At 71.0% G+C, this 14,456-nt stretch carries 6 protein-coding genes; 4 read left to right on the top strand and 2 right to left on the bottom strand.

The features are described from left to right. Positions 1–40: 40 nt before the first annotated feature. Complete coding sequence (locus D7Y11_RS11865) at positions 41–1,165, top strand: amidinotransferase (protein WP_172810176.1); 1,125 nt, start codon at positions 41–43, stop codon at positions 1,163–1,165. A gap of 61 nt (positions 1,166–1,226) precedes the next feature. Beyond that, positions 1,227–9,989, top strand: a complete 8,763-nt coding sequence (locus D7Y11_RS11860; RefSeq protein ID WP_126933744.1) for a non-ribosomal peptide synthetase — start codon at positions 1,227–1,229, stop codon at positions 9,987–9,989. A gap of 6 nt (positions 9,990–9,995) precedes the next feature. Here D7Y11_RS11860 and D7Y11_RS11855 read toward each other — a convergent pair whose 3' ends face one another. Next, positions 9,996–10,520, bottom strand: a complete 525-nt coding sequence (locus tag D7Y11_RS11855) for a hypothetical protein (protein ID WP_121754925.1) — start codon at positions 10,518–10,520, stop codon at positions 9,996–9,998. A 139-nt stretch (positions 10,521–10,659) separates the two neighbouring features. Here D7Y11_RS11855 and D7Y11_RS11850 point away from each other — a divergent pair, with 139 nt between their 5' ends. Further along, on the top strand, positions 10,660–11,922 hold the full coding sequence (locus D7Y11_RS11850; protein ID WP_121754924.1) for a Gfo/Idh/MocA family protein: 1,263 nt from the start codon (positions 10,660–10,662) through the stop codon (positions 11,920–11,922). A gap of 433 nt (positions 11,923–12,355) precedes the next feature. Continuing rightward, a complete protein-coding gene (locus tag D7Y11_RS11845; RefSeq protein ID WP_121754923.1) occupies positions 12,356–13,420 on the top strand; it encodes a FadR/GntR family transcriptional regulator in 1,065 nt (354 codons plus the stop codon). Positions 13,421–13,455: 35 nt separating this feature from the next. Here D7Y11_RS11845 and D7Y11_RS11840 read toward each other — a convergent pair whose 3' ends face one another. Further along, positions 13,456–14,421 carry an AraC family transcriptional regulator gene (locus D7Y11_RS11840; RefSeq protein WP_233597232.1) on the bottom strand — a complete coding sequence of 322 codons (966 nt, stop codon included), beginning with the start codon at positions 14,419–14,421 and terminating at the stop codon, positions 13,456–13,458. Positions 14,422–14,456: the final 35 nt, after the last annotated feature.

Genomic DNA, 14,456 nt, shown 5'->3' with positions numbered 1-14,456 from the left:
CCCCTGCCCTGACCCTCACCCCCCGCGGAGAAGACACGCCATGCAACGCACCAACCTCCAACTGGCCTCGCAGCACCCGTCGCTGGTCCCGCAGTCCCAGTCGCTTCCGGTGGTCTCCTCGCACACCGAATGGGATCCGCTCGAGGAGGTCATCGTCGGCGTCGCGGACGGCGCCACGGTGCCCTCGTGGCACGTGACCCTCAAGTCGACCATGCCCCGCAAGCACTGGGGCTTCTTCCAGGAGCACGGCGGCAAGCCCTTCCCCCAGGACATGGTGGACGCGGCCAACCGGGACCTGGACGAGTTCGCCCACATCCTGGAGGCCGAGGGCATCCGCGTCCGCCGCCCCGAGCGCGTCTCGCACACGAAGCCCTTCTCCACGCCGGACTGGCAGTCGCCGGGCGGCCTCTACACGGCCATGCCCCGGGACCTGCTGCTCGTCGTGGGCGACCAGCTCATCGAGACGCCCATGCCGTGGCGCTCCCGCTATTTCGAAGTACATCCCTACCGGAAGCTATTGAAAGAGTACTTCCACGCGGGCGCGCGGTGGACCTCCGCGCCCAAGCCGCAGCTGACGGACGAGTCGTTCGACGACACCTGGGAGGTGCCGGGTGACGACGAGCCCATGCGCTACGCCCTCACGGAGTTCGAGCCGCTCTTCGACGCGGCGGACTTCGTGCGCTGCGGCCGGGACCTCTTCTACATCCGCAGCCACGTGACGAACGCGTTCGGCGTGGAGTGGCTGCGGCGGCACCTGGGCAGCGAGTACCGCATCCACGAGCTGAAGTGCCGGGACACCAAGCCCATGCACATCGACACGACGTTCATGCCGCTGGCGCCCGGCAAGCTGCTGGTGAACCCGGAGCGCGTGGACGAGCTGCCGCGGATGTTCAAGTCGTGGGACATCCTCCGCGCGCCGCCGCCCTGCGCCTCGGACGACCTCATCCTCTACTTCAGCGGCAAGTGGCTGAGCATGAACATCCTCATGCTCGATGAGCAGCGCCTCGTCGTGGACAAGAACGAGCACACGCTGATCCGCGCGTTCAAGGACTGGGGCTTCAAGCCCATCACCTGCAACTTCACGAACTTCTACCGGCTGGGAGGTTCGTTCCACTGCGCCACGCTCGACGTGCGCCGCCGTGGCGTCCTCCAGTCCTACTTCTGAGCCAAGGCTGCGCGCCGCAGTCCCTCCTTCCGCCGACCATCCTCCCGAGGACCGCTCCAACATGTCGTCCACGCACCCCCGGCTCTCCGAATCCCCTTCCGAACAGCGTGAACCGCCGGCCCGAAACCTGACGCGGGAGGACGCCCCCGCCGCGTCCTCCCGGGAGCTGGTGGCCTACGTCGTCCCGCGCCAGGGCCAGACGGCGCCCACCGTCGAGGAGCTGCGCGGCTTCCTCAAGGAGCGGCTGCCGGAGTCGCTCATCCCCCAGGCGTGGATGCTGCTGGAGTCGCTGCCCCTCACCCTCAACGGCAAGGTGGACCTGCGCGCGCTGCCCGCGCCCCTGCGCCCCCAGGCGGCGCAGGCCTTCCTGCCGCCCCAGGGCGCGACGGAGGAGCTCATCGCCGGCACCTGGGCGAGCCTGCTGCGCGTGCCCCGCGTGGGACGGCACGACAACTTCTTCGAGCTGGGCGGCCACTCGCTCCTGGCCACCCAGGTGATGTCCCGCCTCAACTCCGCGCTGGGCACCGAGCTGCCGCTGCGCATCCTCTTCGAGTCGGCCACGGTGGCGGGGCTCGCCACCCGCGTGGACAGCGCGCGCGCCGAGGCTTCGGGGGACGCCCTGCCGCCGCTGGTCCCCGCGCCGCGGGACGCGGCCCTGCCGCTGTCCTTCGCCCAGCAGCGGCTGTGGTTCCTCGACCAGTTGGAGCCCGGCCTCACCGCCTACAACGTCGCGGGCGCGGTGCGGCTGTTGGGGCCGCTGGACGTCCAGGCCATGGCGAAGAGCCTCCAGGCGCTCGTGCAGCGCCACGAAACGCTGCGCACCACCTTCGCGCTGGTGGACGGACAGCCCGTGCAGCGGGTGCACCCCACGGTGGAGGTGCCGGTGCACGTGGAGGCCCTGTCCGGCGCCAGCGAGGACGCCGTGCGCCAGCGCGTGGAGGAGGAGGCGCGCAGGCCCTTCGACCTGGCCACGGGTCCGCTCCTGCGCGCGCGCCTGCTGGACCTGGGCGGCATGGAGCACGTGCTGCTCGTCACGATGCACCACATCATCTCCGACGGCTGGTCCATCAGCGTCTTCGTGCGCGAGCTGGCCGCCTTCTACGGCGCCTTCACCTCCGGGCAGGCCGCCGCGCTTCCGCCCCTGGCCGTGCAGTACGGGGACTTCTCCGTGTGGCAGCGCCAGTGGATGCGCGGCGAGCGGCTGGACGCGCAGCTGGCGTACTGGAAGCAGCAGCTGACCGGAGCGCCGCCCTCGCTGGAGCTGCCCACGGACCGGCCCCGCCCGGCCGCGCAGCGCTACCGGGGCGCACGCCACGCCTGGAAGCTGGGCAGGGCGCTGACGGACGCGCTCCAGCAGCTGTCGCGCCGCCAGGACGTGACCCTCTTCATGACGCTGCTGGCGGGCTTCAACGTGCTGTTGGGCCGCTACGCGCGCACGGAGGACGTCGTCATCGGCAGCGCCATCGCCAACCGCGGCCACGTGGAGACCGAAGGGCTCATCGGCTTCTTCGTCAACACGCTGGCCCTGCGCACGGACCTCTCCGGCGACCCGCGCTTCGTGGAGCTGCTGGGCCGCGTGCGCCAGACGACGCTGGGCGCCTACGCCCACCAGGACGTCCCCTTCGAAAAACTGGTGGAGGCGCTGCAACTGCCGCGCGACCTGAGCCGCCCGCCCCTCTTCCAGGTCATGTTCGCGCTGCAGAACATGCCCCCACCCCGCCTGGAGCTGGACGGCCTGACGCTGACGCCGGTGGACGTGGAGACGGGCTCCGCGCAGTTCGACCTGACCCTGAGCCTCACCGAGGACAAGGACGGCCTGGTCGCCTGGTTCGAGTACAACACCGACCTCTTCGAAGCGGCCACCGTCCAGCGGCTCGCGGGCCACTACCAGACGCTGCTGGAGGGCGCCGCGAGAGACCCGCGCCAGCGCCTCTCCCGGCTGCCGCTGCTCACCCCCGCGGAACACCAGCGCCAGCTGCTGGACTGGAACCGTACGGACGTGCCCTGGCGGCGCGACGAGTGCTTCCACCAGGTCTTCGAGGCCCAGGTGGACCGCACGCCGGACGCGCTCGCCGCCGTGTGTGAAGGCCGCTCCCTCACGTACCGGGAGCTGGACGCGCGGGCCAACCGGCTGGCGCACCACCTGCTGGCCTCGGGCGTGTCCACGGACCGCATCGTCGCGCTCTTCCTGGACCGGGAGCTGGAGTTCCTCATCGCCATGCTCGCCGTCTGGAAGGCGGGCGGGGCGTACGTGCCCATCGACCCGGCCCTGCCCCGGCACCGGCTGCGCTCCGTCGTGGAGCAGAGCCAGTGCGTGCTGCTGCTCACGGAGGAGCGCCACCTCGCGGACGCCCGGGACATCGCCTCCGGCCGCCCCGTGGCGCGGGTGACGGAGCTGCTGGAACAGGACGCCCCCTGGACGCGTCCGGACGTGCACGTGCCGCCGGAGGCGCTCGCGTACGTCATCTTCACGTCGGGCTCCACCGGCATGCCCAAGGGCGTGATGATTGAACACGTCGGCATGCTCAACCACCTGCGTGCGAAGCAGGACACGCTGGGCATCACCGCCCGGGACGTGGTGGCCGAAATCGCCACGCCCAGCTTCGACGTGTCGGTGTGGCAGTTCGTCTGCGCGCTGCTCGTGGGCGCGCGCACCGCCATCTTCAAGGACGAGTCCGCGTGGGAGCCCGTCCAGCTGCTGGCGAAGATGCGGGACGAACGGGTCACCGTCCTGGAGACGGTGCCCACGCACATGCGCATCATGCTGGAGGAGATGGAGGCCAACCCCGGCCGCTACGACCTCTCCGCCATGCGCTGGTTCATCGTGAACGGGGAGCCGCTCCTCCCGGAGCTGTGCGCGCGCTGGTTCAAGCTCTGGCCGGGCGTGCCCATGGTGAACGCCTACGGCGCCACGGAGGTCTCCGACGACAGCGCGCACTACCCCATGCGGTCCGCGCCCTCCATGCACTGGGCCAGCCTGCCCATCAACGGCACGCTGCCCAACCTCCAGGCGTACATCCTGGACACCTTCCTGCAGCCGGTGCCCATCGGCGTCGCGGGGGAGATGTACATCGGCGGCGTCGGCGTGGGGCGCGGCTACCTGGGGGACCCCCTCAAGACGGCCCGCTCGTTCGTGCCGGATCCGTTCGCCACGGAGCCCGGCCAGCGGCTGTACCGCACCGGAGACCTGGTGCGCTTCCTGGAGGACGGCAGCATCGAGGTGCTGGGCCGCATCGACCACCAGGTGAAGGTCCGCGGCTTCCGCATCGAGATTGGCGAAGTGGAGTCCGCGCTCGCCCAGCACCCGGACCTGCGGGACTCGGTCGTCATCGCTCGCGGGGACAAGGGGCACGCGAAGCGGCTGGTGGCCTACGCCGTCCTCAAGGAGGCGGAGGCCGTCACCCCGGCCGCGCTCGCGGAGTACCTGTCCAGCCGGCTGGCGGACTACATGGTGCCGTCCGCCTTCGTGCTGATGGACGCGCTGCCGCTCCTGCCCAACGGCAAGGTGGACCGCAACGCGCTCCCCGCGCCGGGAGAGGGTGACCTCGGGTCGCTCACCGCCTACGTGGCGCCCCGCACGCCGCTGGAGCAGCGGGTCGCGGACGTCTGGGCGGACCTGCTGGGCCTGCCCCGCGTCGGCGCGGAGGACAACTTCTTCGCGCTCGGCGGGCACTCGCTGGTGGCCATCCAGTCCAACGCGAAGCTGCGCGCCCTCACCGGCGTGGAGCTGTCCGTGCGCGACCTCTTCGAGGGCCAGACGGTGGCGCGCATCGCGCAGCGCATCGAGGCCTTGCGGAGCGTCCCCGTTGACGGTGCCGCGCCGGCGGTGGCGCTGCCGCCCCTGCGCAGGCTGGAGCCCCGGGCGCACTATCCGCTGGCCACGTACCAGTTCCCCGAGTGGTACATGCACGAGCTGGAGCCGGACAGCCCGTTCTACAACGTGTGCATCGGCGACCTGGTGCTCACCGGCGACCTGGACCTGGACGCCTTCACCCGCGCCTGGCAGGCGCTGGTGGACCGCCACGACATCTTCCGGCTGCACTTCGGCTACGTGGACGGCCAGCCCGTGCAGCGCGTCCGCCCGCACGTGGCCGTCACCCGCGAGTCGCTGTACCTGGACCGGCGCGACGTCCCGGATGCGGACTTCCACGCGGAGGTGCAGCGGCTGGCGCGGCGGCACAGCGGCATGTCGCTCGACTTCGAGAACGGCCCGATGTTCCACGTGAAGCTCGCGCACTTCTCCGGCGGCCGCTTCCTCGTCCTCTTCCTCGTCCACCACATCATCTGGGACGAGACCTCCACCATGAACCTGGCGCGGGAGCTGAGCGAGTTCTACAACGCCTTCCGCGCGGCGCGCGCCCCACGCCTGCCGGAGCTGCGGCTGGGCTACGTGGACTACGCCGCGTGGATCCACGACGCCGTGGCCTCTGGCGGCCTGGAGCCCCAGCGCCGCTACTGGCTCCAGAAGTTCGCCACGCTCCCGCCGCCCCTGGAGTTGCCGCTCGACTTCCCGCGCCCCGCCTTCCAGACGTTCAACGGCGCGGAGGTCCACCGGGTCATCCCGAAGGAGCGGAGCGCCGCCATTGACGCCTTCGCCCGCCGGCACCACACCACGCTCAACATCGTCTTCCTCTCCGCGCTGCACGCGCAGCTGCACCGGCTGAGTGGACAGCGGGACTTCGTGGTGGGCACGCCCATCGCCAACCGCGACGACGAGCGCGTGGCGCCGCTCCTGGGCCTCTTCGCCACCGCGCTGCCCATGCGCTGCACCGTGCGGCCGGGCATGACCTTCCAGCACCTGTTGGAGGACACGCGCCAGACGGCGGCGGAGGCGTATGACCACCACGTCTACCCCAGCGTGCTGGCCATCCAGGAGCTGAACCCGGACACGGACCTGTCCCGCAACCGCCTCTTCTCCGTGATGTACGGGTTGCAGAACAACAAGCTGCGGCTCGCCGACGAGGTCCGCTTCGACGGGCTCCAGCTGGAGTTCCTGCGCGGCATCGAGGTCGCCGAGAGCGAGACGTCCAAGTTCGACCTCACCTACATCGTGGACCACGTCGCCAGCGGCGTCATCGTCCGGCTCAACTACAACACCGACCTGTTCAAGGCCGCGACCGCGGAGCGGATGCTGGAGCAGTACCTCTCGCTCGTCGAACAGCTGGTGGCGGACCCCACCCGCGCGCTCGCGGACTACCGGATGCTGTCCACGACGTCGGAGCAGCGGCTGCTGCACGCGTTCAACGACACGGCCCTGCCCTTCGACGCGGACACCGGCGTGCACCGCCTGGTGGAAGCGCAGGTGGAGCGCACGCCGGACGCGGTGGCGCTCTCGTGGGAAGGCGGACACCTCACGTACCGGCAGCTGGACCGCGAGGCCAACCGCTGGGCCCACCACCTGCTGGCGCACGGCGTGGGCCCGGAGGACCGGGTCGGCGTGCGCCTGGAGCCATCACCGGAGCTGGTGCTCGCGCTGCTGGCCGTGCTCAAGGCGGGCGCCGCGTACGTGCCCGTCAGCCCGGAGCATCCCGAGGAGCGCCAGGCACAGGTGCTGGACGCCGCCGGAGCCCGGCTGCTCATCACCGCGGGGCCGCTGGCCCAGAGCCTCCAGCGCCCGGGGCTGACGGTGCTCTCCATGGACGCGGAGCGCGCTGGCGTGGCGTCCCGGCCCTCCACCACCCCGGCGGGCTCACCGGGGGGCCGGGCCCTGGCCTACGTGCTGTTCACGTCGGGCACCACGGGCGTACCGAAGGGCATCGAAATCGAGCACCGGGGCATCGCCAACGTCGTCGCCTCCACCCAGCGGGACTACGCGCTGGACGCGAGCGACGCGGTGCTGCTGCTCACCTCGTTCACGTTCGACCCGTTCGTGCTGGACCTCTACTGGCCGCTGACCGTGGGCGCGCGCGTGGTGATTCCGCCGCACGCCGCGGCCCGCTCGCCCCAGCACCTGGCGGAGGTCGTGCGCCGCGAAGCCATCACCCTGTTCCAGTGCGTGCCCCTGATGCTGGGGGAGCTGGTGGACGCGCGGCGTGCAGGGCGCATCCCGGAGCTGCCGTCGCTGCGGCGGGTCCTCTCCGGAGGCGCGTACCTGCCGCGCGAGCTGCGCGACGCGTTCCTCGCGACGTTCCCCACCCGCCTGGCGAACCACTACGGCCCCACGGAGGTCACCGTGGATGCCAGCCGCTTCGACTGCGCGCGGCCGGTGGAGGGCGACATCGTTCCGCTGGGCCGGCCCATCGCCAACACGCGCCTCTACCTGTTGGATGAAGCGCTGCGCCCCGTGCCCTTCGGCGTCACCGGCGAGCTGTACGTGAGCACGCCGGGGCTCGCGCGAGGCTACCTGGGCGACCCGGCGCGCACCGCTCGCGCCTTCCTGCCGGACCCCTTCCACCAGGAGCCGGGCACGCGGATGTACCGCACCGGGGACCTGGGCCGGTACACCGAGGCGGGCGACGTCGAGTTCATCGGCCGCGTGGACAAGCAGGTAAAGGTCCGCGGCAACCGCGTGGAGTTGGAGGAGATTGAATCCCGGCTCGCCGCGCACCCGGCGGTGGCCGGCTGCATCGTGCGGCACGCGAAGAAGCCCGGCGGCGGCGATGGCCTGGTGGCCACCGTGGAGCTGCACGAGGCCGCGATCACGCTCCAGGGGGAGGGCCTGCGCTACCGGATGTTCACGCTCGCCCAGCGCCCGGAGCTGAAGCGGGCCATGGACGACCTGCACGTGGGCGCGTGGCCGGACTTCTTCGCGGGGGACACCGTCCTGCGCGAGTTCTGGCCGCGGCTCGCGGAGGAGTTCGCCGCGCACCAGTTCGCGCTCGTCGACGAGGACGACGCGGTGGTGGCCGCCGGCAACGCGCTGCCCATCCGTTGGGACGGCACGCGCGAGGGCCTGCCCGCGGGCTGGGACGCGGGGCTGCGGCAGGGCTTCGAGGACGCGGCGCGCGGCGTGCCCGCCGACACGCTGATGATCCTCACCGGCGTGGTGGCCGAGGACGCCCTGGGCCGGGGGCTCGCCACGCTCATCCTGCGGGGCTTCAAGGCCCTGGCGCGCGCGCACGGGCTGGGGCGGGTGGTCGTCCCGGTGCGGCCCACCGGCAAGGCGTCGCGTCCCGACCTGTCCTTCGAACAGTGGTGCCACGCGCGCCGCGAGGACGGACAGCTCCAGGACCCATGGCTGCGCATCCACGAGCGCGTGGGCGGCCGGATGCTCCACGTGGAGTCGCGCTCGCAGTACATCCGCGCGGACCTGGCTTCGTGGGAACAGTGGAGCGGCCAGCGGCTCACCGCGTCCGGCGAGTACGCGCTCCCGGGCACCATGCAGCCGGTGACGGTGGACGTGGAGCGGGGCTTCGCCGAGTACCACGACCCGAGCGTGTGGATGGAGCACCCGCACGCGGAAGGCGAGCCCTCCGCCTGGCGACTCCTGGACGGCGCACGGCTCCAGGACTTCCTCGCGAAGACGCTGCCGGACTACATGCTGCCGGAGCGCTACCAGTTCGTCTCGCGCCTGCGCCGCAATCTCAGCGGCAAGGTGGATGAGCGCGCCCTGCCCCCGGCCTTTGGTGACGAAGGGCCCGCCGCGCCGCCTGTCGCGCCCCAGACGCCGCTCCAGGAGCGGCTGGCGGAGCTCTGGAAGGACGTGCTGGGCCTGCCCAACGTGGGCATCCACGCGGACTTCTTCGAGTTGGGAGGGCACTCCATGCGCGCCCTCCAGCTGCTGGCGCGCATGACCGATCAGTTCGGCGTGACGCTGGGCCTGCGGCAACTGCTCAAGCACCGCACCATCCACCGCCTGGAGAAGCTCGTCGGCGAGGCCCTGGCCACCCGGGCCCCCACGCCAGACACAGCGCTGGCCCTGTCTCACGAAGCCTCCATCACGGCCGTGCCCGTGGTGGAAGCGGCCCCTGCGCTCTCCCCCGAGGGCCGGGGTGACGCCGTGGGCCACCACGGGGAGCTGCTCCAGGGCGTGTTCCGCGACGCGGACGGGCGCCTGCACCGGGGGCTGCTGTCGCTGCCCTGCGGCATGCTTCGCTCGGACGCGCGCTTCCAGCTCACGTCCGGCGCGGGGCTCACCGTGGAGCCCGCGTGGAAGACCAAGGCGGCCCGGGCCGCGGCGCTCACCCTGGAATGGGCGGGCGTGGAGCCGCGCGGCGCGCACCTGGTGGTGCACAGCAACATCCCCGTGGGCTGGGGGCTGGGCTCCTCCACGAGCGACGTGGTGGCCACCATCCGCGCCGTGTCCGCGGCGCTGGGCCGGCCGCTGACGCCGGAGGACACCGCGCGGCTGGCGGTGAAGGCGGAGACGGCGTCGGACTCCACCATCTTCGGCAACAGCGCGCTGATCTTCGGTCATCGCGAGGGCGTGGTGCTCCACCGCTTCAGCGGCGAGGTGCTCGACCTGCGGGTGGTGAGCATCAACCTGGACCCCGGCGGCAAGGGCGTCGACACCCTGGCCCACGCGCCCGCTCGCTACGACAGCGAGGAGATCGAGGAGTTCCAGCGCCTGCGCGCATCGCTGGAGCGGGCGCTCGCGACAGGGGACTACCGGCTGTTGGGCGAGGTGGCCACGGCCAGCGCGCGCATCAACCAGCGCTTCCTGCCCAAGCCCCACTTCGAGCTGCTGCTGGAGGTGATGGAGGCCTCCGGCGCGGTGGGACTCCAGGTGGCGCACAGCGGAACGGTGGCGGGGCTGCTCTTCGACCCGCGCACGTCCGACGTGGAGGCGCGGCTGTCGAAGTGCCAGGCGCTCCTCGCGGAGCGGGGCTTCCCCAGCACGTGGCGCTTCTCCAGCCACGACCGGAGCCGGCCCGCCTCCGCCTGACGCGTGCTACGCGGGAGGCCGGTGCGCGGCGGCATGGCCGCGCATCACCTCCTGGAAGAAGCGCCGTCCGACGAAGAAGCCGCCCAGCGGAGCACCGGACCAGAGCGCTCCAGTGGACGGGTCGAGGATCCACGGCGTGATGTCGATGCCCTCCGCGCCCGAGGCCCTGCGCAGCGGTCCCAGCCGCGCCCGGTCCTCGGGCGTGGGCGGACTGCCCAGCTCGAACACCTCGATGGACGCGTGCCGCGCTGGGGAGCGCGCCGCGCCAGCATCCAGGCAGCGCGAAGCCAGCGCCGTCACCTCTTCGCGCGTCAGGGCGAAGCGCCGCTCCGGGTCGCGCGCGCGGTCCACCATGCACGCCAGCTTCAGCCCGCGTGCGTCCCACCGGTGCACCACCACGTCCGCGGCGCCCGCCAGGGCCTGGGCTCCGTCGGGGGCGCCCCACACGAAGCCGCGCTCGGCGACGGCGCGGTGGGCGAAATAGGAAGCGAAGGACGCGGCATCACCGCGCTGTTCAGGAGAGGTCGTCATGTGAGGCAGCACACGCCGCCTCGATTCTGTTTCCAACAGCCCCCCACGTCGGCCGAGCGAAGCCCACCCCTCTCGTCCCATCCGACGCTTGGATTCCGGCCGCATCACGCACCGACACCAGGCCCCAGGAGGCCCGCGCATGATGGACGACGCATCCCGGCTGTGGACCCGCAGGCGCATGCTGGAGGCCACGGGGGGACTCCTCACCGCGAGCGCGTGGATGCCCCCGGTGCTCGCCGCCGCGCCGCAGGTGAAGCTGCCGGACACCTTCGCCAAGACGGAGCGCGAGCGTCCCGGTCCACCCAACCCACAGCCTGAATCCGAGCGCGTGGGCTGGGCCGTGGTGGGCCTGGGCCACCTGTCGCTCGAGGAAATCCTCCCCGCCTTCGGACAGATGAAGCGCGGCAGAGTGGTGGCGCTGGTGAGCGGCGACCGAGCGAAGGCGCAGGCCATCGCGAAGCAGTACGGCGTGCCGGACAAAGGCCTCTACGACTACAAGTCGTTTGATCAGCTCAAGGACAACCCAGAGGTGCAGGCCGTCTACATCGTCCTGCCCAACAGCATGCACGCGGAGTTCACCGTGCGCGCGGCGCAGGCGGGCAAGCACGTGTTCTGCGAGAAGCCCATGGCCAGCACCTCGGCCGAGTGCCAGCAGATGATCGACGCGTGCAAGAAGGCGGACCGCAAGCTGGGCATCGCCTACCGCCTCCAGTACGAGCCGCACCACCGCGCGGTCATCCAGATGGCACGCAACAAGGAACTGGGCACGCTCAAGCTCTTCACCGCGAACAACGGCCAGAACCAGGGCGAACCCAACCAGTGGCGCCACAAGAAGGCACTGGCGGGCGGCGGCGCGCTGCCGGACGTGGGCATCTATTGCCTCTCCGCCGCGCGCTACTTCAGCGGCGAGGAGCCCACGGAGGTGCAGGGCTTCAGCCAAAGCACGCCCAACGACCCGCGCTTCAAGGAGGTGGAGGAGTCCTTTGCCTTCCACCTGCGCTTCCCCTCCGGCTTCCAGGCGCACTGCACCAGCCACTACGGCGCGCACGAGACCAAGGACCTGCGGCTGATGGGCACGGACGGCTGGGCGTCCATGGACCCTGGCTTCGCCTACAGCGGACTGCGCCTGCGCGTGGGAATGAAGTCCAAGACGTTCCCCAAGGCAGATGACACGGTGGAGCGAAGCTTCAGCCAGCCGAGCCAGTTCGCCCGGGAGATGGACCACTTCTCTCGCTGCGTGCAGGAGAACACCGTCCCGCACACGCCGGGCGAGGAGGGCCTCGCGGACGTGCGCATCATCGAAGCGCTCTACCGCTCCGCGCAGGAGGGCAAGGTGGTGAAGCTGGAGGCCGCGAAGAAGCTGGATGCCTTCCGCGGTCCGCCGCCCAAAGAAGAAGGCTGAGCCCCATGCAGGCCACCAGTAGTCCGTGACCAGGCCCTGCGCCCCGAAGTTCTCCGCGAGGACGCACGCCTCACGGAACGCTGCGATGGGGTGCGTGCACGGACGGCAAGTCGGGAAACGGGCAGAGGCATCTGCCCGGGCACCGCTGCCTCAAAACCTGCCCGACTGTCGGACAGATTTCCGCGGCGTGGGGCCTGTGGCCGCGCTGGTTCGTTCGGCAGGGCGCGACGTCGTGCGTGCGCGAACGCCAACATGGGTCACGGATGGAGGCGCCCGCCCGGGGCCGGTTGCCTCAAAACCTGTCCGACAGTCGGACAGGTTTTTCTCCGACCGGGCCCGGAGGGTGCCCCCTGGCTGGCAATGAGAAGGGTGGGCTCGCACGTCCATGTCAGACCCCTGTGGTTGGATGGCGATGCTGGGACGAGGAGGGGGAGTGGGGATGGAACGGCGAGGACTCGTGGCCTATGTGGAGGCGCAAATCGAGCGCGATATCGCGCTGGGGCGTCTGCACCCGAGCGGACAATTCGGCTCCGAAGCGAAGCTGGCGCGCCGCTATGAGGTGTGTCGGGGCACCATCCGTGAGGCGCTGCGGCGGCTGGCGGCACGAGGCCTGGTGGTTCAGCGTCCCGGACGCAAGACGCGCGCGGTGGCGTTGGATGAGTCGCTGACGCTGGAGAATCTGGGGCTGGCGCTGCATGACGCGAGCAACCCGGATGCCCGGTGGCTGCTGGAGGGCTACTTCAGCCTCAAGCGTCAGGTGCTGGTGGAGCTTCTGGCCGACTGCTGCGCGAGGGCCTCGGACCTCGACTTGGACCGGCTGGGGAGCACGTGCTACCAGCTCCAGGACGCGGCGCGCTGGGAGTCGGGCGAAGTCTGCGCGTGGGCGGAATTCGAGTTGCTGCGGCATGCGGCGCGGGTGGCGGCGCGTCCCGGGCACGTCCTCCTCGTTCAGTCCCTGCAGCGGGCCTTCCTGGGAGGAGCCGCCCAACTGCTGCCGCTCATGGGCGGAGAGGCGCTGCGCGAGTGGGCCTTCCGCGTGATGGCGATTCTGAACGAGCGCGACGTGCAGGCACTTCAGCATGAGCTGCCAGCGCTGCTGAAGGTGCGCGATGAGCGCGTACTGAATGCCTTTGCCCCTGCTTCCCAGGAGAAGGCTTCACCTGAAGCCCACGTTCCCCCCGTGACATCAGCCACGCAGGACTCTGCGCCAAAGACACACCCCTGCACGGAAGAGCGTGACCCCGGCGCTCCTACGTCAGCCCCTGGGCAGAACGCGTCGCAGACACACCACTGCGTGGAGGAGCATCGATTCGACGACCTCGTGTCGACCGCGGAGCAGGACACGGCACCCGAGGACCGCCTCGTGAAGCCGAACAGCGGGCAACCACCGCCTCCAGCCGCTCCGGGATGCTCCACCTGCGAGTTCCGAGGGGAATGCACTGAGAAGAGCGTGGCCGATGCGGCCTTGGAAGACCCGTTCGACTGTCGGTCAGGTTGAGGCATCGCGCCTCCAACGGACCGCTCACTCCCTACTCACGCCCGGCGGTGGCTGCGCCGATACGCGCCGGGAGCGGTCCCGTCCCAACGCTTGAAGGCCCGGTTGAAGGACGCCTCGCTCTGGTAGCCGATGGCGGGAGCGACCTCGCTCAAAGGCAGCTCGCTTTCGCGCAGGAGCTGGGCGGCCTTGATCATCCGCCATCCCACCAGGTACTCCAGCGGCGGTTCCCCCACGAGCTCGCTGAAGCGCGCGGCGAACCCGGACCGCGACAGGGCTACGGCGGACGCGAGGCTCTCCACCGTCCAGGGCTCCTCGGGGCGCTCGTGGATGAGCGCGAGCGCCTTGCCAATCTGCGGATCCGCCAACGCCCGCAGCCCGCTCTCCCGGCACGACACCTCCGACTTCATGATGTGCGCCCGCAGAGCCTGCACCAGCAGGATGTCCGCGAGCCGGCTCATGATGACGGTGGCGCCCGGGTGCGACGACGCGCTCTCCGTCAGCAGCAACTGCACCGTGGACGCCAGTGACGGCGCCGTCGCCGCGTCGTCCGCGGCCAGGTGGATGACGCGGGGAAGCTCCTTGAAGAGGAGCGTGCGCGGCGCGACGCCCAGCTGGAACGACGCCGCGACCAGCGTCGTCCGCTCGCCGTCGCCCCCCAACCGGATGGAACCCTTTCCTCGGGCGTTCGCGCAGGCCCCATGCGCCAGGACATGAACGGGGCTGCCTTCCGCGTCGCGCAGCGTGTGCCCTCCGCCATGCGGCAGCACCGCCAGGTCTCCCGCGCACAGCACCAGGGCCCCCGGAACACCCTCCACCTCCAAACGGGCCCCGCCGCGCGCGACAAGGATGATGTGCGCACCCGGGGACGTCCCGAACTGGAGCCCCCACGGGGCGAACAGCTCGAAGCGGCCGTGCATCCGGGTGGACAGGCGCAGGGTGTCCAGGACGTCCGCCAGGACATCCGCCCCCTGAGCCTCCAGCGAGTCTGGACGATCGGTCAATTTATTTGGACTGGATGCCATGGCACGTCCATAGC

This window comes from Corallococcus sp. AB018, from assembly GCF_003986945.1.
GTDB classification, from domain to species: Bacteria; Myxococcota; Myxococcia; order Myxococcales; family Myxococcaceae; genus Corallococcus; species Corallococcus exiguus.
This window is presented reverse-complemented; position numbering and strand designations above follow the sequence as displayed.